This is a genomic window from Haloarchaeobius amylolyticus (assembly GCF_026616195.1).
Taxonomy (GTDB): domain Archaea; phylum Halobacteriota; class Halobacteria; order Halobacteriales; family Natrialbaceae; genus Haloarchaeobius; species Haloarchaeobius amylolyticus.
Genome location: NZ_JANHDH010000001.1, coordinates 1,564,159 through 1,587,088, shown reverse-complemented (window position 1 = coordinate 1,587,088; position 22,930 = coordinate 1,564,159). Strand labels below are relative to the sequence as shown.

General features: G+C 68.9%; 25 protein-coding genes. 16 read left to right on the top strand and 9 right to left on the bottom strand.

What is annotated here, in order from left to right:
* The first annotated feature begins 132 nt into the window (after window positions 1-132).
* The gene (locus NOV86_RS08225) at window positions 133-1,260 is read left to right on the top strand and encodes a phosphotransferase family protein (protein WP_267640859.1); all 1,128 of its coding nucleotides are present in this window, start codon (window positions 133-135) and stop codon (window positions 1,258-1,260) included.
* A gap of 29 nt (window positions 1,261-1,289) precedes the next feature.
* On the opposite strand, the gene NOV86_RS08220 is transcribed toward NOV86_RS08225, so the two are convergent.
* Window positions 1,290-1,931, bottom strand: coding sequence for an FkbM family methyltransferase (locus NOV86_RS08220; protein ID WP_267640858.1), 642 nt, complete (start codon window positions 1,929-1,931; stop codon window positions 1,290-1,292).
* A 414-nt stretch (window positions 1,932-2,345) separates the two neighbouring features.
* Between NOV86_RS08220 and pan2 the strand changes: the two genes are divergently transcribed.
* From pan2 to NOV86_RS08190, 6 genes are all read left to right on the top strand, one after another.
* The gene (gene pan2, locus NOV86_RS08215; RefSeq protein ID WP_267640857.1) at window positions 2,346-3,587 is read left to right on the top strand and encodes a proteasome-activating nucleotidase Pan2; all 1,242 of its coding nucleotides are present in this window, start codon (window positions 2,346-2,348) and stop codon (window positions 3,585-3,587) included.
* Window positions 3,588-3,647: 60 nt separating this feature from the next.
* Window positions 3,648-4,121 (top strand): pyruvoyl-dependent arginine decarboxylase, encoded by a 474-nt coding sequence (locus tag NOV86_RS08210; protein WP_267640856.1) that lies wholly within the window; start codon window positions 3,648-3,650, stop codon window positions 4,119-4,121.
* Between the two features lie 64 nt (window positions 4,122-4,185).
* Entirely contained in the window at window positions 4,186-4,581 is a 396-nt protein-coding gene (locus NOV86_RS08205) for a DUF5811 family protein (RefSeq protein ID WP_267640855.1), read from the top strand.
* 138 nt (window positions 4,582-4,719) lie between these two features.
* Window positions 4,720-5,481: an ABC transporter ATP-binding protein gene (locus tag NOV86_RS08200; protein ID WP_267640854.1), complete on the top strand. Its 762-nt coding sequence runs from the start codon at window positions 4,720-4,722 to the stop codon at window positions 5,479-5,481.
* Window positions 5,482-5,500: 19 nt separating this feature from the next.
* Entirely contained in the window at window positions 5,501-7,843 is a 2,343-nt protein-coding gene (locus NOV86_RS08195; RefSeq protein ID WP_267640853.1) for a CPBP family intramembrane glutamic endopeptidase, read from the top strand.
* Window positions 7,844-7,910: 67 nt separating this feature from the next.
* Window positions 7,911-8,450: a hypothetical protein gene (locus tag NOV86_RS08190; RefSeq protein ID WP_267640852.1), complete on the top strand. Its 540-nt coding sequence runs from the start codon at window positions 7,911-7,913 to the stop codon at window positions 8,448-8,450.
* Window positions 8,451-8,660: 210 nt separating this feature from the next.
* On the opposite strand, the gene infB is transcribed toward NOV86_RS08190, so the two are convergent.
* Window positions 8,661-10,472: a translation initiation factor IF-2 gene (infB, locus tag NOV86_RS08185; RefSeq protein ID WP_267640851.1), complete on the bottom strand. Its 1,812-nt coding sequence runs from the start codon at window positions 10,470-10,472 to the stop codon at window positions 8,661-8,663.
* Between the two features lie 195 nt (window positions 10,473-10,667).
* Between infB and NOV86_RS08180 the strand changes: the two genes are divergently transcribed.
* Window positions 10,668-10,913 carry a PRC-barrel domain-containing protein gene (locus NOV86_RS08180; protein ID WP_267640850.1) on the top strand — a complete coding sequence of 82 codons (246 nt, stop codon included), beginning with the start codon at window positions 10,668-10,670 and terminating at the stop codon, window positions 10,911-10,913.
* Complete coding sequence (locus NOV86_RS08175) at window positions 10,914-11,375, top strand: NOB1 family endonuclease (protein ID WP_267640849.1); 462 nt, start codon at window positions 10,914-10,916, stop codon at window positions 11,373-11,375.
* A gap of 18 nt (window positions 11,376-11,393) precedes the next feature.
* Here the strand turns inward: NOV86_RS08175 and NOV86_RS08170 are convergent, their stop codons facing one another.
* The 3 genes from NOV86_RS08170 to NOV86_RS08160 form a co-directional block, all read right to left on the bottom strand.
* Complete coding sequence (locus tag NOV86_RS08170; RefSeq protein WP_267640848.1) at window positions 11,394-11,531, bottom strand: CopG family transcriptional regulator; 138 nt, start codon at window positions 11,529-11,531, stop codon at window positions 11,394-11,396.
* Window positions 11,532-11,597: 66 nt separating this feature from the next.
* A complete protein-coding gene (locus tag NOV86_RS08165; RefSeq protein ID WP_267640847.1) occupies window positions 11,598-12,419 on the bottom strand; it encodes a CPBP family intramembrane glutamic endopeptidase in 822 nt (273 codons plus the stop codon).
* 84 nt (window positions 12,420-12,503) lie between these two features.
* Entirely contained in the window at window positions 12,504-13,796 is a 1,293-nt protein-coding gene (locus NOV86_RS08160) for a phosphoglucose isomerase-related protein (RefSeq protein WP_267640846.1), read from the bottom strand.
* A gap of 120 nt (window positions 13,797-13,916) precedes the next feature.
* On the opposite strand from NOV86_RS08160, the gene NOV86_RS08155 reads away from it, so the two are divergent.
* Both NOV86_RS08155 and NOV86_RS08150 read left to right on the top strand, forming a co-directional pair.
* A complete protein-coding gene (locus tag NOV86_RS08155) occupies window positions 13,917-14,471 on the top strand; it encodes a DUF8056 family protein (RefSeq protein WP_267640845.1) in 555 nt (184 codons plus the stop codon).
* Between the two features lie 16 nt (window positions 14,472-14,487).
* On the top strand, window positions 14,488-14,961 hold the full coding sequence (locus NOV86_RS08150; protein ID WP_267640844.1) for a DUF5812 family protein: 474 nt from the start codon (window positions 14,488-14,490) through the stop codon (window positions 14,959-14,961).
* Between the two features lie 27 nt (window positions 14,962-14,988).
* Here the strand turns inward: NOV86_RS08150 and NOV86_RS08145 are convergent, their stop codons facing one another.
* Window positions 14,989-15,306, bottom strand: a complete 318-nt coding sequence (locus NOV86_RS08145; protein WP_267640843.1) for a DUF7968 family protein — start codon at window positions 15,304-15,306, stop codon at window positions 14,989-14,991.
* A 113-nt stretch (window positions 15,307-15,419) separates the two neighbouring features.
* On the opposite strand from NOV86_RS08145, the gene secF reads away from it, so the two are divergent.
* The 3 genes from secF to NOV86_RS08130 all read left to right on the top strand — a co-directional run bounded on the left by secF (window position 15,420) and on the right by NOV86_RS08130 (window position 18,377).
* Complete coding sequence (secF, locus tag NOV86_RS08140; protein WP_267640842.1) at window positions 15,420-16,325, top strand: protein translocase subunit SecF; 906 nt, start codon at window positions 15,420-15,422, stop codon at window positions 16,323-16,325.
* Entirely contained in the window at window positions 16,322-17,908 is a 1,587-nt protein-coding gene (locus NOV86_RS08135) for a preprotein translocase subunit SecD (RefSeq protein ID WP_267640841.1), read from the top strand. Before secF ends, NOV86_RS08135 begins: the two co-directional genes overlap by 4 nt.
* 70 nt (window positions 17,909-17,978) lie before the next feature.
* Complete coding sequence (locus NOV86_RS08130; protein ID WP_267640840.1) at window positions 17,979-18,377, top strand: hypothetical protein; 399 nt, start codon at window positions 17,979-17,981, stop codon at window positions 18,375-18,377.
* A gap of 1 nt (window position 18,378) precedes the next feature.
* Here the strand turns inward: NOV86_RS08130 and rnhB are convergent, their stop codons facing one another.
* Complete coding sequence (rnhB, locus tag NOV86_RS08125) at window positions 18,379-19,020, bottom strand: ribonuclease HII (RefSeq protein WP_267641718.1); 642 nt, start codon at window positions 19,018-19,020, stop codon at window positions 18,379-18,381.
* A 113-nt stretch (window positions 19,021-19,133) separates the two neighbouring features.
* On the opposite strand from rnhB, the gene NOV86_RS08120 reads away from it, so the two are divergent.
* A complete protein-coding gene (locus NOV86_RS08120; protein WP_267640839.1) occupies window positions 19,134-19,961 on the top strand; it encodes a helix-turn-helix transcriptional regulator in 828 nt (275 codons plus the stop codon).
* A 252-nt stretch (window positions 19,962-20,213) separates the two neighbouring features.
* Here the strand turns inward: NOV86_RS08120 and NOV86_RS08115 are convergent, their stop codons facing one another.
* Together NOV86_RS08115 and NOV86_RS08110 are read right to left on the bottom strand one after the other, a co-directional pair.
* A complete protein-coding gene (locus NOV86_RS08115) occupies window positions 20,214-21,530 on the bottom strand; it encodes a tRNA pseudouridine(54/55) synthase Pus10 (RefSeq protein ID WP_267640838.1) in 1,317 nt (438 codons plus the stop codon).
* Window positions 21,530-22,144, bottom strand: a complete 615-nt coding sequence (locus NOV86_RS08110; RefSeq protein ID WP_267640837.1) for a hypothetical protein — start codon at window positions 22,142-22,144, stop codon at window positions 21,530-21,532. Before NOV86_RS08110 ends, NOV86_RS08115 begins: the two co-directional genes overlap by 1 nt.
* A 181-nt stretch (window positions 22,145-22,325) precedes the next feature.
* Between NOV86_RS08110 and trmY the strand changes: the two genes are divergently transcribed.
* Window positions 22,326-22,922 (top strand): tRNA (pseudouridine(54)-N(1))-methyltransferase TrmY, encoded by a 597-nt coding sequence (gene trmY / locus NOV86_RS08105; protein ID WP_267640836.1) that lies wholly within the window; start codon window positions 22,326-22,328, stop codon window positions 22,920-22,922.
* The last annotated feature ends 8 nt before the right edge of the window (window positions 22,923-22,930 follow it).

The following is a 22,930-nucleotide window of genomic DNA, read 5'->3' as shown; positions in this document are numbered from 1 at the left end:
TGTACAGGAACGATGAACGGCTGCTTCTGACCGGATCTTTCTGATCCGCTGCTCTCGACGGGGCTATCCCATCGGGAGCAACTTCTGAAGACCCATTCTGCCAGACCGAACAGGGACGCCCTCAGCGTACCTGTGTCCGGGACGGGAGAGACGCATCGAAGAGCAGTCAACCACGCAGCCGATACGATAATGACCGCACCAGACAGAACGATTCCGCGCGAAACGATCGAACAGATGGTTCACGCCATCGACCCGAACTGGACGCTCTGCGACCACGAACTGGCGACGGGAGGTTACCTCGCCGTGTACCACCTCTCGGTCGACACCGAAACTGGAACACAGAGAGTCGTCCTCAAGGCCAGCCCCGACGGTGACAGCCACGGTATCGACACCGAGGCTCGACTGCTTCGGATTCTGGACGCTCACACCTCGATTCCAGTCCCCACCGTCTACGGGGCCGTCGATACACACGACCACCTCTCTGCCCCGTTCTACATCATGGAGCACGTCCCTGGACGCACCGTCGAACGAACGGAGTTGGACACTGTCTCGCTGGAGACACTCGAGACCGTCGCCCGCACTTCAGGGCGATACCTCGCCGAATTGCACGGGTTAGACGCCGTCGACAGCTATGGGTTCCTCACGCGGAACCCGGAGACCACACTTCGAGGGGAGCAGCCGCCTGCTAGCTTCGACCAGATCGTCGTCGCCGAACCGGAGTCCTCGTGGCCAGTACAGGTTCGGAACTGGGCAGACGACGCACTCCGGAAAGGGCGCGACACCCGGTTTGCAGACCTCGTGCCCGAACTTCGGCCGGTACTCGACGAGCACCTCGACGAGCTGGATGGGACGTTCGAACCAGTCCTCTGCCACATCGACAACTCGCTGGAGAACGTGCTCCACGACCCGGAAACTGGCGAGGTCACTGCGATGCTGGACTGGGCGTTCACCCTCGCTGCGACGCCAGCGTACGACCTCGTGTTGATCGAAGAGAGTTTGAACGGTGGCCAGTGGCAGTTCGTCCCGTCGGCTCCGGACAACGCCGAGTTGATCCGGAACGCACTGCTCGACGGGTACTCGCAAGCAGGGTCGTCTGACGTCCTCGACCAACTCGAGGAGAACCGAGAACTCTACGAACTTCTCTCGCGCTGTCGGTCGATGCATCTGCTACAGATGTGGCCTGAAGTCAAAGACGCATCACCGGAACAGGTCGAAGGTGCTGCCGCTGCGATTCGAACAGACCTCGAATCGTATCTCTGAACGTCCCCGCAACCTATCTTTTCCAGCGTCTACCGGGCTCCGTCCTCCTGTCGAACGGCGGTGAGTACCGTGAGCTCACCGTGCATTCCCGCAGGCGTTCGATTCGTAATCTCGTAGCCTCGCGCCTCCAGTATCGGTGCGACGTCTTCCGGTGGGACCCCGATCGGTTCGTGTGTTTCGACGATGACCACCCTCGGGCGGCAGTTCATCCCTTCGAGGATTTCGATCTCGCTTCCCTCACAATCGAGCTCCAACACATCACACGAAGGGAGGGCGGACGGGTCCAGCCGTTCACCATCGCCCGGCCCGAACGTGGACTCGGCCTGTTCGGAGATGGGGCCGACGGCGGCGTGTTCGAGCGTCACGGAATCGGCGACACGGTTCACCCGAACCGTCCGTCGAAGCGTCTCCAGCATCTCGGAGTTCGCCTCGAACGTCGTGACAGACCCGTCTGACTGTGTCATCCGTGCACCGACGACAGTCGTGATCCCTCTCCCACCGCCGACCACGACGACGTCGTCACCTCGACGCACCTCGCGCCGTAACTCCCCACTCGTCCCCTCCTCGAACGCCGGCCGGTAGTCGCGTCCTTCCTCGGGAGCGGTGGTCGGAACAGCAACACCGTTGTAGACGACGGTTCGTGGGTCGCTGTCGTCTTCTCTCGGCGACATACTGGTGTGCCTCTCAGCAAGCGATAAAATACTGTGGGCGGTACTATATCGCCGGTATCACTCGGGAGAAAGACCCTGCTGAGGGCTACAACAGGGTCGCGTTGCGGGTTCCGTGGGCTGACCTTCGTGGCAGTCGATCGTGGGTACCTGGCTGGCGAGCATATCGCTCGCGCCGATGCAGATGGAACCCGCTCCGCACAGCACCGCACTCGCATCTTCCCTCGGCCGACTCCGCCGCGCGCCACACGGCTCGCCGGGTTGTGAGAACTGAAATCGAGGGGTGGTGACCTCACCCACTACCGAACGACCGCCGACCCCACACCACCAGCAGACGAACGAAAATCAACCTTTTGGACAGCGGACTCTCCCCAACCCAAAGGCTATTTTACGCGCCACGCATACGACCGATAACTCATGTCCCGGAGTCCTTCGTTGCCCGACCGCCCCCGGCTCGACCTCGACCCGGAGATGTCGGACGACGAGCGTCTGATGGCTCTCAAGAAGCACCTCGCCGAGGTGTCGCAGGTGCACGAGCAACTCTCCTCCCAGCTCGATTCGGCGCACAGCCGTCGGGAGGACCTCAAGGAGGAGGTCGACCAGACCGAGCGCGAGAACGAGGCGCTGAAGACCTCGTCGCTCTACATCGCGACGGTCGAGGAGCTCGAAGAGGACGACCAGGAGGCGGTCGTCAAGCAGCACGGAAACAATCAGGAGGTCCTCACGGACGTCTCGCGGCGCATGGCCGAGGAGCTGCAGGCCGGCGACCGCGTGGCCGTGAACGACTCGTTCTCCATCCAGACCATCCTCGACAACGAGACCGACGCGCGGGCGCAGGCGATGGAGGTCGACGCCAGCCCGGACGTCGTCTACGACGACATCGGCGGCATCGACGAGCAGGTGCGCGAGGTGCGCGAGGCCGTCGAGGAGCCGCTGATCGACCCCGAGAAGTTCGCCGAGGTCGGCATCGAGCCGCCGTCGGGCGTGCTGCTCTACGGGCCGCCGGGCACCGGGAAGACGATGCTCGCGAAGGCGGTCGCCAACGAGACCGACGCGACGTTCATCAAGATGGCCGGCTCCGAACTCGTCCGGAAGTTCATCGGCGAGGGGTCCCGGCTGGTCCGTGACCTGTTCGAACTCGCGAACGAGCGCGAGCCCGCCATCATCTTCATCGACGAGATCGACGCCATCGCGAGCAAGCGCACCGAGTCCAAGACCTCCGGCGACGCCGAGGTCCAGCGCACGATGATGCAGCTGCTCTCCGAGATGGACGGCTTCGAGGCGCGCGGGAACATCCGCATCATCGCGGCGACGAACCGCTACGACATGCTCGACCGCGCTATCCTCCGGCCGGGCCGGTTCGACCGCCTCATCGAGGTGCCCGAGCCGAACGGCGAGGGCCGCGAGCAGATCTTCGCCATCCACACGCGGCACATGAACGTCGCCGACGACGTGGACTTCGGGGCGCTCGCGGACCGCACCAGCGGCTACTCCGGTGCGGAGATCGAGAGCGTCTGCACCGAGGCCGGGATGTTCGCCATCCGCGAGGGCCGCACCGAGGTCCGCGAGGTGGACTTCCAGGAGGCGCTCGACAAGATCGAGCGCGACGACGGCAGCGAGTACGTCCCGTCGGCCGGGCACGCGACGTACCACTACTGACCAGAGGACTCCGACCGCGCAATCGCAATCCCCTTTTCTGCGTAGCGTTTCCCCCCAGCCATGGAGCCGATCCGCATCGTCTGGGGCCACGCGACCGGCCCGACCGAGATGTCCTCCTACGACGCGGCGCTCGCCGATGCCGGCGTGGAGAACTACAATCTGGTCGCCGTCTCCTCGGTGATTCCGCGGGACGCCGAGGTCGAGATCGTCGGCACCGCGGCCGACCTCGGACCGGTGGGCGAGCGCCTGACCGTCGTGCAGGCCCGGGCGACGTCGACCGAACCCGGCCACGTGAGCGCGGGCCTGGGCTGGGCGCAGTCGCCCGAGGGCGGGCTGTTCTACGAGGCGTCGGGCGACACCGACGCCGCGGACGTGGACGAGCGCGTCCGCCGCGGCCTCGCGGCCGGGCAGGCACTGCGCGACTGGGACTTCGGCGACCCACACGTCAAGGTCGAGAGCGCGTCGGTCGAACCGGGGACCTACACGACGGCGGTCGTGCTGGCGGTCTACGGCGGGAGCGAGCCGCTGCTCTGAGCGGGAGGTACGGTAGCCGAACCCTTTTTATCCGTTCTACCACTACGGACGGTAGCGACTTCTTATGAACGGAAACAACCCGTACGCCGGACTCCCGGGCAGTACGCAGGCCGGGAAACGCGCAGACGCGGACGTCCCGGAGCTCTCTCCCGACCAGACACGGGCCCTTCGCCGTGACGTGACGGCCATCGCGGCCCAGACCCGGGCGTTCCTCCCGGACGAGTACGTCGTCAACGGCGACGTGACCCAGGGCGTCGGCGGGCCGCAGGCGACGGTGGCGGTCCGGCCGCCGGCGGGCCACCCCGTCAGCGCCGGCTTCACGCCGAACCTCGAGGAGGCGGGAGACGACTACTGCATCGACCCCGACGAGCAGGCGGAGGTCGCCCGGGGGCTCGCGGCCTCTGCGGCCCTGCAGGTCAAGCAGGCCGTCCAGGACTCCGTCACGCCCACGGCGCGATAGTCGGCCTTTCCCGGACCTCTCGGCGAACCGATTCACTTCGACGTTAGGTCGCGTTCTCGGCTCTCGAAGTGTCCTCACCCTCGCGTAGCAACGTGTAGGAGCATATGGACTATTTCTGCCCGTCGCTAGTCTCTGGGTATGATACGGGGGGATGAGCAACTGGCGATAGCAGCGTCCGGCCTCCGGAAGGTGTACGGGTCGGTCGTCGCCGTCGAGGGGCTCGACCTCGCCGTGCCCCGGGGGACCGTCTACGGGTTCCTCGGGCCGAACGGGGCGGGCAAGACCACGACGATGGGGATGTTGACCACGCTGGTCCCGCCGACGGCGGGGACGGCCTCGATCGCCGGCGTGTCCATCGCGGACCGCGAGGGTGTCAAACCGCACGTCGGCTACCTGCCGGACGAGCCGCCGCTGTACGACGAGTTCACGGCCCGGGAGCAACTCGGGTTCGTGGCGGACCTGCGCCAGCTGGAGCCGGCGGCGGCCGCGACGCGCATCGACGCGCTGCTCGACCAGGTCGGGCTGGCGGACGTGGCCGACGAGCGCATCGAGTCCTACTCGCGGGGGACGCGCCAGAAGGTCGGGCTGGTGCAGGCGATGCTGCACGAGCCCAACGTGCTGTTCCTCGACGAGCCGACCAGCGGGCTGGACCCGCGGGCGGCCCGCGAGGTGCTCGACCTCATCGACGGGCTGGCCGACGGCGGGACCACCGTCTTCCTCTCCTCGCACGCCCTCTCGGTCGTCGAGGAGCTGGCGGACGTGGTCGGCGTACTCCACCAGGGGCGACTGGTCGCCGAGGGGACGCCGGCAGAGCTGACCCAGCGCGTCGCCGACGGCGAGCGCTCGCTGGAACGCGTCTTCCTCGACCTGACGGCGGACCAGTCGGAGGCACCGGTATGACGCCGCGGGAGGCGGTGGGATGAGCGTCCGCGGTCGGCGGGTGGCGGGCGTCGCCTGGCGTATCGCTGGCGCGGAGGTCCGCCGGCACGGCCGCCGGTACGTCGGGAGTCGCCACCACGAGGCGCTGCTCGTGCTCGCGCTCGTGCTGCTCGCGCCGGTGTTCGTCCTGTTCGTGCAGGGCGCCATGGCGGTCGGGCGGTCGCTGGCGGCCGGCGACCCGGCGACGGTCAGCGCCGCCCGGTACTACCTGCCCGGCGTGGTCGTCTTCGTGGTCGTGCTGGGCGCCATCCAGGCCGGGCGGCGGGTGCTCTCGCTCGACGCCAGAGAGATGATGCTGACCGCGGTCCCGGTGCGGACGCTCGTCCGCGGGCTCCTGCTCGCCGACCTGTTCGAGTGGACCGTGGTCTTCCTCGTGCCGGCGACGGTGCTGGTGCTGGCGGTCGCCGTCGGCGCCGGGTCGCCGGTCCTCGCCGTCGTCGGGACGGTCGCGGTCGCGGTGCTGTTCGTCGCGGCCATCCTGTTCGGCTACGCGCTGGGCCTGCTGGTCCGGCTGGGCCTGCGCCACGTCCCGTTGCCGACCACCTTCCGGTCCCTGCTGGGCGCACTGGGCGGCGTGACCGCGGCGGTCGTCGCGGGCGGCCTCGTCGCGTTCGCCGGCAGCATCGCGGTCCACGGTCCGGCCCCGACCGCCACCGCCGGCAGCGGGGGCGGCGAGACCTTCGCACCGGTCTCCATCCCCGTCGCGACGCTGCCCGCGGGCGACCCACTCTCGCGGCTCTCGTGGTACGCCGACCTGCTGTTCGTGGGCACGCCCGCGGTGGAGACCCTGACGACCGCGACGCTGGTCGCGGCCGTGGCCGTCGTGCTGACCATCCCCGGCAGCCTGACGGTCATCTCGGTGTTCTCGCCGAGCTTCTGGTACGGTGACGCGCCGCTGTCGGGCGACACCCGGACGCGTGCCGGTTCGCAGTCGGTGACGGCGGCCTCTCCCACCCGGCGGGTCGCAACCCGGCTCTGGTGGCGCGCCGTCCGCGCCCCGCACCGCCACGGGTTCGTGTTCTACTACCTGTTCGCGCTCGGGACGCTGGTCGTCCCGGCCGTGGTGTACCCGTCGCTCGCGCTGGCGCTCGTGGGCGCGTCGTTCGTCCTCCTCGGGGTCTGGCTCGCCGGGGCGCTGTTCTGCCTGAACCCCCTCGGCGAGGAGGAGGAGATGCTCGCCCAGCACCTGCTGGCGACGCTGCCGACCGCGGTCGTCCTCCGGGCGCGGCTGCTCCTCGGCGTGGTCGTCGGGGTCCCCCTCGTGCTGGTCGGGACGCTGTTGCTCGCGCTGGGGCCGCTGTCGCTGGTCGACGCCGCGGCGCTCGGGGGCTACTGGCTGGCGCTCACGCTCGCCAGCGCGGCCTTCGCCCTCGGCGTCGGGTCGCTCGCGCCCCGGTACACCCCGGTCCGGCTGTTCGCCCGGGTCGAGAGCGTCGCGCCCTCGGTGACCGCCATCGTCTACCACCTCGTCGTCACGACGGTGCTCGTCGCGGCCGGCCCGGCGCTGGTGCTCACCGGCTTCGACCTGCTGCTCGTCGGCGGCTTCCTGCTCGGCCTGCTGGTGCTCGTGACCGACGGTTCGTACCGCTACGCCCTCGAATCGTTCGAGGCCACCGGCCGCGACCCCGGGCGCGTCCGCTGGTCGCGCCGGCTCGCGGTCCACCTCGCGGTCGGCGTCGCGGTCATCGGGTCGCTTGTCTCCTCGGCGGTCGGACTGGCCGTCCTCGTCCTCCTGCCCGGGCAGGCCGTCACCGACCTCGTCCTGCTGTTCGTCGCGGGCTACCTCGGCTACCTGCTCGTCGCGCTCTTGATCCTCGAGGGGTTCGGCGACGGCATCCGCGGGATGGACCTCTACTGGCTCTCGGACTCGGACATCAGGCACGTCATCCTCGGCATCGCGGCGACCGGGACCGTCGAGATGGGCGTGGTCGCGATGGCGTGGTACTTCGAGCTCCCGGTGGCCGAGGAGACGCTGACCGCCTACGCCGCCGTCGGCGGCACCGGCCTCCTGCTCTCCATCCTCCCGCTGGTGTTGCTCGTCAACGGTCCCATCGAGGAGCTGATGTTCCGCGGCGTCATCCAGCGCAACCTCGACCGTTCGTTCACCACGGCCGGCGCGGTGATGGTCGGCTCGGCCGTCTTCGCGCTCGCGCACCTGCCGATGTACTCCGGGACCCCCGCCGCCGTCGGGATGGCGCTCGCCCAGCTCTTCGCCATCTCCATCGTCTGGGGGACGGTGTACGCCCGCACCCACAACCTCGCGGTGCCGATGCTCTGTCACGGCGTGAGCAACGCGCTCGCGGTCGCCCTGCTGTTGCTGTGAACTCCTCGTGTGGGGTGGTACGTACCATCAAACACACTTAATGTAACGCAACTCCGTACCATCTGGTATGACAGACGATACGGAAACTGTCGACCCAGGCGAATCGACCCCGGACGACCCGATGACACGCGGGCACATCGAGCGCACCATCCTGCACTGCATGGTGGGCGAAACCCCCGAACGATACGTTCCGACGACCGTCGGTGGGGTGCTCGACCCGCTCACCGCCGTCATCGAGCGCGGGAACTACGGGAACGTCGGACCCCGTGCTGGCGACGCTGGCCCGCTGGTCCAGCAATCGTCCATCCGGCGGACGTTCTCACAGCTCGCCGAGAAGGGACTGATCCAGCGCGTCGCCGACCTCACCCCGGCACAACTCCGGGACCCACGGTACGACCTCGGGACGCTGGCCGACGACGGCGACCCGACCGACCCGGGCGACTACTCTCGCACGTCCGACGACGCCCGCGTCACCGACTGGATCCTCACCGACGCGGGCCGCAGGGAGGTCGAACGGCTCGACGCGGCGTTCGCGCGAGAACTCGACGAACTCGCGGCCCGGTACGGCCGACCCCGCGGCGAGACGACGGACCGTATCGACTGCTGACGGGCGGGAGACGCGCGCGACACCTGATAAAGACCAGTACAGCGAAAGCCGATAGCGGATACGGGGACGGTCACAAGCCCCACGTAGGTCGCAACGGGTCGGCTGCGCCGCCTCTGGGGGGAGTGCATCGGCCGTCACCTATCTGCGACCTCGTGGGTCGTCCCACGTGCCGGGGAAGAGACAGCGCGGAATCGTGTCGGCCCGAGGGGGCTACTTGCCCCAGAACGGGTCGACCTTGCGGCGTTTCTCGAGGTAGAACGAGAGCGCCTCGCGCTCGTCCATCGGGATCTCCTCTTTGAGCTCCTGCTCCAGGATCTTCGCGTGCTTCTCGGGGAGTTCGATCCACAGTTCGTCGTTCTCCTCGATCTGCCGGCCGACGGTGGGGCCGTCGATGGCGACCGAGACGCGGTTGCCCGCGCGGGCCTCGTCGACGTCCTCGCCCTGCTCCTGGATGCCCTTGACCTCGCCGACGCGCTTCGGCTCGTTGCCCTCGAACTTCACGACGTTCTGGTTCTTGCGGAGGGTGCCCGAGAGGATCTCGACGCCGACGACGGCCGGGTTGTTCTGGCGGAACGTGTGGTCCGGCAGGATCTGGAACCGGCACGGCCGGGCGATGTTCTGGAGGACGGTGTCCTGCTGGGCCTGCTTCGTGCTCTCGACGTACTCCTCGTACTCCTCGATGAGCTGGTAGATGACGTCGTCCGTGTAGATGCGCACGTCGTCGATGTCGGCGCGGTTCTCGGCGTCCTTCAGCACGTCGACGTTGAAGCCGAGGATGGTCCGGTGGAGGTCGTCGTCCGCCGTGGAGGCGACGCTCACGTCGCGCGGGGCGATGTCGCCGACCTCGGCGCGGACGATGGGAATCTCGGCCTCCTCGAGGGCGTTCGCCATGGCCTCGAGCGAGCCGAGGGTGTCGGCCTTGACGACCACGCCCTCCTCGCCGGTGGAGACGGCCACGTCGGCGAGTTCGGCCTGCACCTCGGCGATGACGTCGTCGAGGTCGCGGTCGCGGACGACCCGGACCGGCGCGCCGGCCATCGCCTCGTCGAGGTCGGGTGCGGCGACCTTGATACCCGCCGCGGCCTTCACCTCGTCGACGCGCTCGAAGCGCGACTCGGTGCGTATCTCGGCGAGGGGTCGGGGCTGCAGGAGCGCCCGGACCTCGGTGACGATGGGTTCGTTCTCGCCGCCGACGACGATGGTGTCGTCCTCGCGGACGATGCCGTCGTAGAGGACGAGGTCGATGGTCGCGCCGAAGCCGCGTTCCTCCTTGACCTCGAGGACGGTCCCGACGCCGGGGCCGGTCACGTCGATGGCCATGGCCTCCTTCATGTAGCGCTGGGAGAGGCCCATCATCACGGCCAGGAGGTCCGGGATGCCCTCGCCGGTCATCGCCGAGACGGGGACGACGCCGACGTTCTTCTGGAAGTCCTGGACCCGCCAGTACATGTCGGCGGAGAAGCCGTTGTCCGAGAGTTCGCCGATGATGGAGTAGAGCCGTTCGTCGAGGTCGCCGCGGACGCGGTCGGACTGGGCCTCGTAGGTCTGCTGGATGGGCGCGTTCTCGTTGGCGTTCCAGCCGGGGACGGTGTCGACCTTGTTGGCGGCGACGATGAACGGGGTCTGGGTGTTCTGCAGGATGTCGATGGCCTCCAGCGTCTGGGGCTGGAAGCCGTCGTTCACGTCCACGACGAGGACGGCGATGTCGGCCAGCGCACCACCGCGCGAGCGAAGCGTGGTGAACGAGTGGTGCCCGGGCGTGTCGATGAACAGCAGGCCGGGGAGGTCGAAGTCGTCGGGGTCGACGAGCGAGCCGGCCATGCGCGAGACGACGTCGAGGGGAACCGCGGTCGCGCCGATGTGCTGGGTGATGGCGCCCGCCTCGCCCTCGATGACGGCGGAGCCGCGGATCTTGTCGAGGAGGCTGGTCTTGCCGTGGTCCACGTGGCCGAGGACAGCCACGATGGGTGTCCTGAGCGTGTTGGATGCTGAGTCGGTTTCGGAAGAATCTGTATCAGACATGGCGAACACCCTAGAAGGTTCTTATCTGAGAGTACTCAGGACGGCATTTAATTCCATCGTCACGGTCGTCAAGCCTCTGTGAACAGGGGTCACGGTACACGAGCTATCTGGCAGTTGTCGCTTCCGTTCCCCTGCCCACGGTCGCATCGGCTGGTCCCCGTGGCGTTTATTAGCACCCGTCGGGAAGAAGGTGGTATGTCCGACATACTCGCGGAGAACCTCTCGGGGAAGTCCGTCATGGGGTCTGACGGAACGGAACTCGGGATGCTGTACAACATCACGATGGACCTGAAGAGCGGCCGACTGAACGACCTCGTCGTCGAGCCGGGCGAGGAGACACCGACCCGCGCCATCGACTACGACCGCGACGAGAGCGGGCGCTTTCGCGTCCCCGTCGACCGTGTGCAGGCCGTGAAGGATTACATCGTCGTCCAGCGGTAAATGTACGTTCTCGACTCCTCCGCGTTCATCAACGAGTATCACACGTCCAACGACACCGCCACCATCCCCATGGTCCGGGAGGAACTCCAGGACGAGAGCGTCTACCGGTACGACGCCATGGAGGGCGCCGGGATGCACGTCCACATCCCGGACGAGGAGACCACGGAGCGCGTGCGCCGGGCCGCCCGGGAGACCGGCGACCTCGACGTACTCTCGGACACCGACGTTCGGCTCGTCGCCGCGACGTTCGAACTCGACGGGACGCTCGTCACCGACGACTACGCCATGCAGAACGTCGCCGAGAAGCTCAACCTCGCCGTCGAGGTCATCGCCCGCGAGGGCATCGACGAGCGCCGCGACTGGCGCTTCCAGTGTGCCGGCTGTGGCCGCGAATTCGACGAGAACAAGGACCGGTGCCCCATCTGCGGGAGCGAACTGTCCCGCAAGAACCCCTCGAACTGACCGCCCTCGAACCGCCCCCTAGTTCTCGACCTGTTCGAGGCCGCGCTCGATGAGCTGTCGGAGCACCGCCTGCTCGGTGAGGTCGTACTCCCGGGCGAGAGCCTCGATCTGGTCGCTCACGTCCTCACCGCAGACGACGGAGTACCGCTTCGTCATACACCAGTACGTAACGGAGTGAACGTCGAAAAAGGTTCGTCAGACGGCCGTAAGACGGAGAACTCCTCAGACCAGCGTCGCGAGGGTGACGATGGCGTTCTCGACCGGCGTGTTCGTGAGGTCGACGTAGGTGGCGGCGAACGACAGCGCGTTGTAGGCGCCGTGGATGAACGCCGGGACGAGCACGTTGTCGGTCCGGGCGTAGACCCCGCCGAGCACCAGCGCGAGCACGAAGATGACCGCGAGCGAGGTCGCCATCGCCCCGACACCGCCGCCGGTCGCGTAGGCCGGGATGTGGACCAGCGCGAAGATGGCGCTGGCGACGACGACCGCGCCGACCCGGCTGAAGTGGTCGTACAGCGACTTCTGGATGACGTTGCGGTAGAGCAGTTCCTCGCCCGGCCCGATGACGAGCAGCGAGAGCGGGATGAGCGGGAGCAACAGCGCGGGGTCGCCCTGCTGGGCCTGCTGGGCGGTGCTGTGCTGGGCGGTCGAGAGCCCGAGCGCGTTGATGAGCGAGGTGATGGCGACGAACCCGAGCAGCAGGATGACGAACCCACCGAGGGCCCAGCCCACGTCACGGAGCGTCGGGAACCGGAGGTCGACGAACGACCACTCCCGGTCGGAGTACTTCAGGTAGGCGACGGCCAGCGTGAGCGTCCCGAGGCCGAGGCTGAGCACGGAGATGATCTGTGCCCGCGGCCCGGTCGTCGGGATGGGGCCGAACACGGAGACGGCGCCCACGTAGAGCACCAGCTGGTACGCGACGAGGACCGGCAGGGAGGCGAACCCGAGCAGGGCGAACCGGAACACGGTCTTCGCCGTCATGGCCGGCGTCACCTTCGGTGGCGAGGGGGACCCGGAGCGGTCGACGAGCGAATCGTCCATACCGGTGGTAGCGAACGGAGAACTATAGGCTCTCTGCTATGGTGGATAGGCCGCACAGGGCCGAATCTGGGGCCGAGACAGCCCTCACTCGATGCGCAGTTCGGTCTTCGCGGCGACGGCGTCGGCTTCCTCGAAGTCGCCGCCCCCGAGCAGGCCGCGGGCGGCCTTCTTGCCCCACTCGACGGCGGGCTGGACGAACGTGTCGACGCCGTAGAGTTCGCCGGCCATGACGCAGGCGGCCTCCATGCCGTACAGGAGCGACCCGACGCCGCGTTCGTCCACGCGGTCGAGTTCGACCCGGACGTTCGGGCGGCCCGCGGCGGCGAGGCTGGCCTCGGTGGCCTCGAACTCGGCGTCGAGCAGGGTGCCGAGGCCCTTCCCGCCGAGGTACGCGAGGTCGTCGAACTCGGTCTCGGGGATGGTGGTGTCGTCGTACTCGCGGGGGCGGACGAGGGTCACCATCTTGTCGCGGGGGCCGGCGCGGTAGAGCTGGAGCTGGGAGTGCTGGTCGGTCGCGCCGAGCGCCCGGGCTGGCGTCTGTCCGAGGCCGTCCTTGCCCAGGCTCTCGGCCCACAGCTGGGCGAACCACTCGGCGTAGGTCTCCAGCGACTCGGCGTAGGGCATCATCGCGTTGACCGACGCGCCCCGGACGTCCAGGGCGTAGGAGATGGCGCCGTAGGCGTAGGCGGGCGAGTCGAACAGCGAGCCCGAGAGCTTCGCCTGCTGGTCGGCGGCACCGGCGACGAGCGCGTCCAGGTCGTGGCCCTGGATGGCCGCACAGGCCAGCCCGACCGTCGAGAGTGCCGAGAACCGCCCCGGAACGCCGTCCGGGACAGGGAGCGAGGGCAGGTCGTGGCGGTCCGAGAGCGTCCGGAGGGGCCCCGACTCGCCGGTCGTGACGAAGGTCCGGTCGGTCCAGTCCACGCCCGCGGACTCCATCGCGTCCTGCACGACGAGGAAGTTCGCCAGCGTCTCCGCGGTGGTGCCCGAGCGGGAGACGACGTTCACGGTCGTCTTCTCGAGGGGCAGGTCCGCCAGCAGCGCCGAGACGTGCTCGGGGTCGACGTTGTCGAGGAAGTAGGCGTCCACGTCGCTCTCCAGGGCGTCGGCGACGGTCGCCGCGCCGAGCGCGCTCCCGCCGATGCCGACGTTCAGGACCGCCTCGCTGTCGTCGAAGGGCGCGACCGCGTTCTCGATGGCGTCGGTGTCCACGGTCCGGGGCAGGTCGAGCGCGGCGTACCCGTGCTCGTGGTCCGCGATGCCTGCCTCGATTCGCTCGTGCGCCGCGGCGACCTGTGTGTCCAGGCGCTCCAGCGCGTCCCGGGAGATACCCGGCGACGCCTCCTCGGCCAGCGCGTTCCCGATGTCGACGTACATATCGAGTCTCGCTCGGGGCAACGACAAAACGCTGGTGATGGGTGCCGACTCGGTCGCGCGCCCGCCGGGAACCGACCGTGGACCGCGCCGCTTTTGCCCCTCTCGGCCCAAGTCCACCCGATGACAGCCGACGGCGAGAACACCTACGACGGGGTCATCGGGGCCTTCCCGTACGCCCTCCGGGCCAGCGACTCGCGACTGTTCAAGCTCTACGCGCTCCTCGGTGGCCTGCTCGGCGTCGTCCTCACGTTCTACTTCGGGGCCGCACTGGCCGTCCAGGTCGCGAACACCCTCGGCACGGCCGGCGGGACGTTCACCTTCCTGCGGTCGTTCTACATCTTCTTCGGCCTGCTGGTGGTCGCGCCCATCCTCGCGCCGGTCCTGTTCGTCGCCCGTCGCCACCGCCGCGAGGGCGGCGACACCCGGTACGACCTGCTGATGGCCGTGACCGGCTTCGTCTTCCTGCTCTCGCTCTACCTCGCGCTGGTCATCTCGATGCCGGCCGAGTTCACCCTCGACGGCGAGACGGTCACCCGGCCCACCCCCAGCGGCCTGTTCGCGCCCGTCGTCAGCCTCCTCTACGAGATGCCGCCGCTCTCCAGTCCGCTCCCGCCGCTGGTCGTCGGCGTCGTGATGCTGCTGCTCGGGCGACGACGAAACCCGGAAAAGGCCTGACCGCTAGCCTCGGCACATGAGCGAGAAGACCGCGACGTTCCTCGTGACCGAAGCCGACGAGGGGTCGGTCGTCCTGCGCGACGTGGACACCGGCCAGATACACACCATCGACGAGAACGACGGCTACGAGCGCCACCAGGTCGTCGGCGCGACCATCGCGCCCGTCCCGCCGATGGAGGTCGTCTGGGAGGTCGTCGAGGAGGACTTCCGCCGGACCGTCGAACTGGTCGACAGCGACCTCTCCCCGACCACGCAGGCGATGGACATCGCCGCGGACCAGTCGGTCGGCGAGGTCGAACGCGTCGAGCGCGCCGGGACCGGCGAGATCCACGTGCTCTCGGTCCCGCCGGAGGACACCGAGCAGGCCGCCGCCGACGTCCTGGAGGACCCGGAGACCATCGCCCGCGCGGCGCGCGTGCAGGCCGTCCGGGTCGAGGTCCGGCGCTCCGTCGAGGAGGGCGTGTTGAACGTGCGCTACCTGCCGGACTGAGTCACTCCTTATTCCGTCGCACGCTGGTCACTCCGTCGCCGGCCCGGCCTGACTCTGGACCTCCCAGCCGCCGCCGATGTCACACTGCTCGCGCACCGTGTACTCGATGTCGGTGTCGGGCCCCATCGCTGCGCCGCCCTCGACCGCCTCGACCTTGAGGGGCACGTCGTAGGTGCTGCCACAGCAGCCAACGTCGACGAACTCCTCCCAGATGTCGCCGACGGTGGCGGTCTCGCGGGTCCGGCGCAGCCACGCCCTGAAGTGCGACGTGGCGACCTGGTCGCGGCTCCAGCTCGACAGGTCGGCGGGGTACGAGAGCACGACTCGGGTGGCGTACTGGCTCATATCGGGGGATACGGTGCCACCGCCCAAAAGGGTCCCCCGTGAGTGCGTGGATTCTACACGTCCCGGGGGCGGAGATAAGAAGGCTTAGGTGGGCCGATACCGGACCGCCCTCCATGAGCAAGTTCGAGGTACCGGAAGTAGACTACACCCGGTACTCGAACCGCCAGCTGGCGGCAGTTCCCCTCGCGTTACTCGCCGTCGCCCTGGTGGTCATACTCGGGTGGTACGTCATGTTCGGGACACCGGTCGGTCTGAGCACCGACTTCACCGGTGGGACCGAACTCACGGTACAGACGGATACGCCGCGGAGCGAACTCGACGCGGCCTTCGAGGAGGACATCATCTCGAAACAGCGGGTGCAGGGCCCGTCCATCACGGAGCCGACCTACATCCTGACGTTCGGCCCCGAGAGCGAAGGGACCGACCTCGCCGACCAGGCGCAGGCCAACCTGCAGGCCACCTGTTCGAACCCCGACGAGTGCGAGATAATCCAGTCGCGCCAGACGACCTCGCCGAGCTTCGGTAGCAGCGCCCGGACGACCGCCGCACAGGGCCTGTTCGCTGCGTTCCTCGGCATGAGCATCCTGGCGTTCGTCTTCTTCCGCTCGTTCATCCCGTCCATCGCCATCGTCGTCTCGGCGTTCTCGGACATCGTCATCCCGCTGGCCGCGATGAACCTCCTCGGCATCAAGCTCTCGCTGGGGACGGTCGCGGCACTCCTGATGCTCATCGGGTACTCGGTGGACTCGGACATCCTGCTGAACAACCACGTCCTCCGGCGCTCCGGTGGGTTCTACGACAGCGTCAACCGCGCGATGCAGACCGGTGTGACGATGACCATCACCTCCATGGCCGCGATGGCCGTGATGACCGTCGTCGCGACGCTGTTCGGTATCGAGCTGATGGCCTCCATCGGCCTCGTGCTCGTCCTCGGCCTCGCGGCGGACCTCGTCAACACCTACATGCTCAACCTCAGCCTGCTTCGCTGGTACAAGCTCGGGGAGGTGAACCCGCAATGAACGTCCGCGAGAACTGGCGTGTCATCGCGCTCGTCGTGTTGCTCGTCGGGAGCGGGACGGTGCTGTTCACGCCCGGCCTCATCGCCGGCGCGACCGGTCCCTCGAACCTCCAGTACGGTCTCGAACTCGACGGCGGGACGCGCATCCGCGCCCCGGTCGTCGGGATGACCGCCGAGGACGTGAGCTACGAGAACTTCGGCCAGTCGAGCGAGATCAGCCAGGCTCGCCAGGGGATCGCGGACGACCTCGGCGTCCCGCTGCGTGACGTCTACCTGCGCCCCGGCGCCGGGACCGCGGAGGTCTTCAACCGGTCCGTCGGCGAGTCGGAGTTCGTCTCCGCGCTCAACCAGAACGGCATCCAGGCGGCCGGCGGCGGCCAGGTGACGGCCGACGACGTGCGCGAGGGCGTCACGGAGGCGACCCGGAACCAGATCACCCGCGTCCTGGAGCGCAAGCTCGAGGCGACCGGGCTGACGGCCGGGTCCGTGACGACCGCGACGACCGTCGACGGGACGAACTACATCGTCGTCGAGGCGCCGAACCAGGAGCCCGAGGAGCTGCGCGAGCTCATCAGCGACCGTGGTGTCGTGACCGTCTACGCCCGCTATCCCGGCCCGAACGGGACGATGCAGGAGCAGGCGGTCATCACCTACGAGGACCTGAAGAACGTCGGCGCGCCCGAGCAGCCGGACCCTGCCACCACCAGCGGCTCGGCGGACACCTGGCAGGTGCCGGTCGTCCTGAACCAGCAGGGCGCCCAGCAGTTCGCCCGCGTCATGCAGGAGACCGGCTTCACCGGTGAGGGCGCCGGGTCGCGGGCCTGTGGCGGCGACCAGCGCAACCAGGAGGGCCACTGTCTGGTCCTCGTCTCCGAGGGCAACGTGACCAGTACGTTCTCGGTCGCCCCGAGCCTCGCGAACACCATCGAGTCGGGGCAGTTCGCCGAGGACCCGCGGTTCGTCATGACCACGGGTGCCGGTCCGGACGCCCGCGAGAAGGCCCGCGAGGTCTCGGTCGACCTGCAGGCCGGTGCGCTCCGTGCCCCGCTCGACTTCCAGGAGTCCCAGGTGTTCACGCTCGAACCGGCACTGGCCGAGCGCTTCAAGCTCAACTCGCTGCTGACCGGTATCGTGGCGGTGCTGGCGGTCAGCGGCGTCGTCTACCTGCGCTACGGTGACCCGAAGGTCGCACTGCCGATGATACTCACCGCGCTCGCCGAGGTCGTGCTGTTGCTCGGCTTCGTCGCGGCGGTGCGGCTCCCGCTCGACCTCTCGCACATCGCCGGGTTCATCGCGGTCATCGGGACCGGGGTGGACGACCTCATCATCATCGCCGACGAGGTGATGGACGAGGGCGGGGTGAGTTCCACCCGCGTCTTCCAGTCGCGCTTCCGCAAGGCGTTCTGGGTCATCGGCGCGGCCGCGGCGACGACCATCATCGCGATGTCGCCGCTGGCGGTGCTCTCGCTCGGTGACCTGCGCGGGTTCGCCATCGTGACCATCCTCGGCGTGCTCATCGGGGTGCTCATCACGCGGCCGGCGTACGGTGACATCCTCCGGTCGCTGACGACCGGCGAGCACTGACCGCGGCACGCCTTTCGTGCTCGACGATTAGGCCGGGACCCCTTCTGCGTGGCAGTCGTCGTGTCTCTCGATGCGCAGTGACATCTCTCGTCGACACCTCGCGGGCGTGCTCGCGACCGCGGCGCTCCCCGTGCTCGGTGGCTGTCTCACGACGGGGCTCTCGGTCAGCACCGATGGCGTCGCCCAGTCGAAGGTGTTCACCGGGGTCAGCCGGACCGAATCGTGGGCGACCTCCAGCACGCGCGTCGACGTCTCGCTGACGGAGCGGGCGACCCGGAAGCTCGGCGTGTCGAAACTGGTCGTGCTGACCGACGGGAGCGGCTACGACGCGGCCACGCTGCAGCCCCACGCGACGACCGCGACGCTGGCGATGCCGACCACCGGCTCGGTGGCGATACTCGCGACCGACGGGAGCGGGACGGTCGTCGACAGGATCCCCGTCACGGTGACGGGGACGCGGCTCCCCTGAGTCAGAAGTCGCCGAGGCCGGCCTGTTCGTGTGCCGCCAGCACGTCCGCACAGGTCGACCAGGAGGCGCGGGCGAACGGCGGTAACTCGCCAGTGTCGGCGACGTAGTCCGCGAGGAACTCGCGGGTCGTCGGGTCGCTGGGGTAGCCGGAGCCGACCGACCCGTACTCCTCACCGAGGCGGGTCATCTGGTCGTCGCGGGCGACCTTGGCGACGATGCTGGCGGCCGCGACGACCGGGTAGGTCTCGTCGGCGCCGTGTTCGGCCGTCACGTCGACCTCGCAGGGACAGTGGTCGGTGACGCGGCGGGCGAAGCGGTCCTCGCTGGTGTCGCCGGCGTCGACGTACCCCGCGAGGCCGTCGACGCCCGCGTCGGAGAGCGCCTCGGCGTGGGCGCAGACGGTGAGGGTGTTCATGTCCGTCTCGGGGGCGTCGATGCGGTCGGGGGTGATCTCGGCGACCCCGAGGCGGACCCGGTCGTCGGCACGGAGGGCGGCCGCCAGTTCCTCGCGGCGGGCGGGCTGGACCCGCTTCGAGTCGTCCACGTCGTCGGGGAGCACGTCGTCGTCGGGGACCACGACGGCCGCGGCCCACATCGACCCGAGCACCGGTCCCTTCCCCGCCTCGTCCACGCCGAAGTGCATGTTCGATTCCTTCTCCACAGGCCGACTTCTACCTTGGTGGTCCGGCCCGCACCGATTTTTACCCTTACACGTTGGGCTAATTTTTTAGAGACTGAAGACGATAGCCAACAGTAATGGCCATCCTCGATACAGTGTACACCTCGTCGGTCAGGCAGGCCGTCCTGCGTACCCTGCGAGACGACCCCCAGACACGACGACACATCCTCGACGAGGTCGACGCGAGCAAGTCGGCGGTGTACAACGCGCTGAACGAGCTGCGCGACCGGCGGCTCGTGGCCGAGCGCGACGACCGGGTCTGGGAGACGACCGGGCTGGGCGACCTCGTGGCCGACCAGGTCGACGACCGCGAGCGCACGGCACGGGTCCTCGACGACCACGGCGACTACTTCGCGAGCCACGACGCCGCGGCGCTCCCCCGGTGGTTCCGCCAGTCGCTGGGCGCGCTCGCCGGCTGCGAGCACCTGACCGCGCCGTCGTCGGACCCCTACCGGGTGGTCCGGCGGACGGCGACCGTCATCGAGGAGGCGGAGTCGCTCGACGTGCTCACGCCCATCTACCACGACCGCTACGCCGACGCCATCCGCTCGGTGACCGACCGGACACAGATACGGCTGGGGCTCGACGCCTCCATCCTCTCCGAGGTCGAGTCACAGGAGGCCGACGACTGGGACCACGAGAACCCCACGGTCCGCATCCACGACCACGACTTCGCGCTGACCGTGACCCACGACGCCGTGATGCTCTCGCTCCCCCGCGAGGACGGGAGCTACGACGCCCAGACGAAACTCGTCGCACGGAGCGACGCGGCACTGGCGTGGGGCCGGCGGCTGTTCGAGTCGTGCTGGGGGGCGGCCACCCCCATCGGCGAGTTCGCGCCCCACCTCCGCGAGGACGACGGGGCGGAGGGTGCGCCACAGGCCGTCTCGGACACGTCAGGGTGACCGCGACAGCGGTCGCTGGCGGTCGGTGAACCGGTCGAAAGAACGTCGAAGGTGTACTCAGTCGTCGGCTGGCGGTTCGGCGAGTTCCGGCTCGTCGTCGACCTCGTGCTCGTCCGCCGTGTCGTCCTCTGCCTCGAGTTCGTGGGTGGTGTTCTCTCCTGCTACATGATGACACATGGGGTATCCCCTCGACACGTGTTGACGTACCCCACGATGAAAAGCGTGGCGCGTCTCGGCTGCCCGAGATGTCTGTCAGCGAAGGTAGTCCGGGTCGTCGAAGGCCTCGTCCTCGCCCTCGACCGCCAGCACGTCGAGCGCGGTCACGGTCGCCGTGGTCCCGAGCAGGCCCGCCAGCGAGGGCTCGGTCCGGCCGTCGTCGCCGCTGATGAGCTCCTTGATGTAGAGGCCGCCCTCGCCGTGGATCTCGACGGTCGCGTGGCGCGCGTCAGCCCGGTCGGCCGAGATGTCGTAGACGGTGCGGGTCCGGTCGAGGCTGGCGCGCCGGTGGTCGACGCGCTGGGGCGTGTGCTGCGTGACGGTGGTGCCCCGGAGTTCGTCGACCGCGGCCGCGAGCGACTCCTCGCTCACGTCGTCGCCGAACTCGACCTCGGCGCGGTAGGTCTTCGAGGCGTCGAGTTCCTTGACGCGCTCGACCATCTCGTGGGTGGCGAGGCGCAGGTCCTCCACCTCGACCGAGCCGTCGGCGGCCGCGTTGATGTCGGCCTCCAGTGCCTCGACGTCGGGTGCGCGCACCTGCGGGTCCTTCACCTCGACGACGAAGGGCCGCCCCGTCCCGAGCATCAGGGCGTCGACGTCCTCGCGGCCGGCCCCGTGGAACACCGCCTCGGAGCCGTCCATCGCCTCGAGGACGTGCGGGGCGACGAAGCCCTCGACGCTGTCGTCGTAGAGGTAGCCCGAGCCGCCGCAGTAGTCACAGGGTTCCTCGCCCTCGTCGGTCGAGAGCTGGACGCCGGTGCCGCCGCACTCGCGGCAGGGCCACTCCGTCTGGGGGATGTCGCGTTCGAGCTTGCGGTAGTGCCCGAAGACGAACGCGGGGTTGACCTGCACGTCGACCGCGTGGGTCGAGGGGTCCTCGCCGGCGCGTTCGAGGTCGATGACCGCGAGCACGTCCGGCCGGTCGAAGTCCACGTCGGTGTCGGTGAGGCGGCCGACGCGCTTGCCGACCTCGCGGTTGAACTCCGACTTGAAGAGTTCGCCCGCGTCGGGCGCCATCCCGGCGTCCTCGCGGAACAGCATCTCGTTCTCCTCGACCAGCGGTGGGGCACGGGTGCCGACCTGGTAGGTCTCGAAACTGACGCCTGCCAGCCCCTCGGCGATGAGTTCGGCGTAGGTGTCGAAGCGGGCGGTGTGGCCCTCGCACACCCAGCAGTCCTCGCGCTCGGGCGACTCGTAGGGCTCGTCGTCTTCGAGGGCGATGCTGACGCGCAGGGCCTTCCCGCGCTCGGCGTTGGTCAGGCCGAAGCTCCGGTCGGCGAAGGGGCGACCGAGACAGGGGTCGCAGACGGGCCCGGTGGCGACCAGCTTCCGGGCGGTGTCGAGTACGTCCATTACCGGTTGCCAGACGCCGGCCGGCTTAGTGCCTTGCCATCTCGGCGTCTCGCCCAGACGCCCGCGATGACGCCGCCGAGGACGTGGCCGACGAGCGCCAGCGCGAGCAGGAGCCAGCCGTCGAGGCCGGGCCGCGGGGCGAGGAAGGCGTAGGCACCCATCCGGGGCCAGAGCGAGGCGGCCGTCAGCAGGGTGCCCAGACCGACCCGGAGCCGCGGCAGGATGGTGAGGACCGCCACGAAGGCGGCCGTGGCGGCCAGCCGGGCGTCGCCGTCGCGCCAGGCCGCTCCGAACACGACGAGTGCCGTCAGGGTCACGGCGGCCCAGAGGCGGCTCTGGAGGAGGAGTCCGACCACCGCGCCGCCGCCGGTGAGGACGGCGAGCGCGGCCCCGTTCCTGGTGGCGACCTGGAGCGAGTCCACCCGCCCCGGACCGTCCCACTCGCGGAGCCCCCACCACCCGGCGGCCAGTCCGCCAAGCACCGGGGCGAGCCGGGCCGGACTCGCGGGCTGGTAGAACCCCGGGAGCCCGACCGCTGTCACGAGCAGGACCAGCACGAGGACGGCGACCACCTCCACGAGGGTACCGGCGACCAGAGCCCGCCACGAGACCATGTCGTTCCCGACGGTGGCTGTGGATTTCAAGATGGCGTCATATCGAGGGCCACTGGCCGCCTCGACGCGCCGTGGACAGACGACGGGTTCAGGGCGAACTCGACGGGTCGCCCGCCGCCGGGGCCTCTCCCGCGAGCCCGTAGTTCGACGCGTCTTTATCCGCCACGGACGACCATCTCGTATGCGCCAGTTCATCGTCCTCGGCCACGAGGTCCCGACGACGGCCGACTTCTCGCTCGACGCGCTCGCCAGCGAGGCCGGCCGCATGGACCTGCTCGCCCGCTCGCTGAACGCTGCCTTCCTCGCCAGCCACGGCCTCCGGGAGGACGTGCGCGTCCACCTCGTGCTCGGCGACGAGTACACCGTCACCGTCGACGGGAGCGAGGTCCGGAACCTCCACCCCGACGAGCGCTCCATCGCCGCCCTCGTCCGGAACGCCCTCGACCACCGCGAGGACGCCATCGGCCACATGCCCGCCGAGTCCTCGCCCGGCGTCTCCATCCGGCGGTTCGGCTTCGAGACCATCCTCGAGGAGTGCGCCCGCGACGGTACCGTCGTCCAGCTCCACGAGGACGGCGAGCCGGCGGGCGACGCCGACCTCCCCGAGAACCCCGTCTTCGTGCTCTCGGACCACACCGACTTCACCGACGACGAGGTGTCCCTCCTCGCCGACGCGGCCGACCTGCGCCTGCGCCTCGGCCCGACGGTCCTCCACGCCGACCACGCCATCACGGTCGCCCACCACTGGCTCGACACTCAGGGATACCAACACTTCTGACCCGAAAC

Excerpts from the sequence above, each read along its gene's own strand:
- NOV86_RS08200 (WP_267640854.1), top strand. The coding sequence starts at position 4,720 with ATGATACGGGGGGATGAGCAACTGGCGATAGCAGCGTCCGGCCTCCGG.
- NOV86_RS08175 (WP_267640849.1), top strand. The coding sequence starts at position 10,914 with ATGTACGTTCTCGACTCCTCCGCGTTCATCAACGAGTATCACACGTCC.
- NOV86_RS08170 (WP_267640848.1), bottom strand. The coding sequence starts at position 11,531 with ATGACGAAGCGGTACTCCGTCGTCTGCGGTGAGGACGTGAGCGACCAG.
- NOV86_RS08130 (WP_267640840.1), top strand. The coding sequence starts at position 17,979 with ATGCGCAGTGACATCTCTCGTCGACACCTCGCGGGCGTGCTCGCGACC.
- NOV86_RS08145 (WP_267640843.1), bottom strand. The coding sequence starts at position 15,306 with ATGAGCCAGTACGCCACCCGAGTCGTGCTCTCGTACCCCGCCGACCTG.
- trmY (WP_267640836.1), top strand. The coding sequence starts at position 22,326 with ATGCGCCAGTTCATCGTCCTCGGCCACGAGGTCCCGACGACGGCCGAC.
- NOV86_RS08165 (WP_267640847.1), bottom strand. The coding sequence starts at position 12,419 with ATGGACGATTCGCTCGTCGACCGCTCCGGGTCCCCCTCGCCACCGAAG.
- infB (WP_267640851.1), bottom strand. The coding sequence starts at position 10,472 with ATGTCTGATACAGATTCTTCCGAAACCGACTCAGCATCCAACACGCTC.
- NOV86_RS08150 (WP_267640844.1), top strand. The coding sequence starts at position 14,488 with ATGAGCGAGAAGACCGCGACGTTCCTCGTGACCGAAGCCGACGAGGGG.
- NOV86_RS08195 (WP_267640853.1), top strand. The coding sequence starts at position 5,501 with ATGAGCGTCCGCGGTCGGCGGGTGGCGGGCGTCGCCTGGCGTATCGCT.
- NOV86_RS08220 (WP_267640858.1), bottom strand. The coding sequence starts at position 1,931 with ATGTCGCCGAGAGAAGACGACAGCGACCCACGAACCGTCGTCTACAAC.
- NOV86_RS08210 (WP_267640856.1), top strand. The coding sequence starts at position 3,648 with ATGGAGCCGATCCGCATCGTCTGGGGCCACGCGACCGGCCCGACCGAG.
- secF (WP_267640842.1), top strand. The coding sequence starts at position 15,420 with ATGAGCAAGTTCGAGGTACCGGAAGTAGACTACACCCGGTACTCGAAC.
- NOV86_RS08135 (WP_267640841.1), top strand. The coding sequence starts at position 16,322 with ATGAACGTCCGCGAGAACTGGCGTGTCATCGCGCTCGTCGTGTTGCTC.
- rnhB (WP_267641718.1), bottom strand. The coding sequence starts at position 19,020 with ATGCACTTCGGCGTGGACGAGGCGGGGAAGGGACCGGTGCTCGGGTCG.
- NOV86_RS08110 (WP_267640837.1), bottom strand. The coding sequence starts at position 22,144 with ATGGTCTCGTGGCGGGCTCTGGTCGCCGGTACCCTCGTGGAGGTGGTC.
- NOV86_RS08155 (WP_267640845.1), top strand. The coding sequence starts at position 13,917 with ATGACAGCCGACGGCGAGAACACCTACGACGGGGTCATCGGGGCCTTC.
- NOV86_RS08180 (WP_267640850.1), top strand. The coding sequence starts at position 10,668 with ATGTCCGACATACTCGCGGAGAACCTCTCGGGGAAGTCCGTCATGGGG.
- NOV86_RS08190 (WP_267640852.1), top strand. The coding sequence starts at position 7,911 with ATGACAGACGATACGGAAACTGTCGACCCAGGCGAATCGACCCCGGAC.
- NOV86_RS08205 (WP_267640855.1), top strand. The coding sequence starts at position 4,186 with ATGAACGGAAACAACCCGTACGCCGGACTCCCGGGCAGTACGCAGGCC.
- pan2 (WP_267640857.1), top strand. The coding sequence starts at position 2,346 with ATGTCCCGGAGTCCTTCGTTGCCCGACCGCCCCCGGCTCGACCTCGAC.
- NOV86_RS08115 (WP_267640838.1), bottom strand. The coding sequence starts at position 21,530 with ATGGACGTACTCGACACCGCCCGGAAGCTGGTCGCCACCGGGCCCGTC.
- NOV86_RS08160 (WP_267640846.1), bottom strand. The coding sequence starts at position 13,796 with ATGTACGTCGACATCGGGAACGCGCTGGCCGAGGAGGCGTCGCCGGGT.
- NOV86_RS08120 (WP_267640839.1), top strand. The coding sequence starts at position 19,134 with ATGGCCATCCTCGATACAGTGTACACCTCGTCGGTCAGGCAGGCCGTC.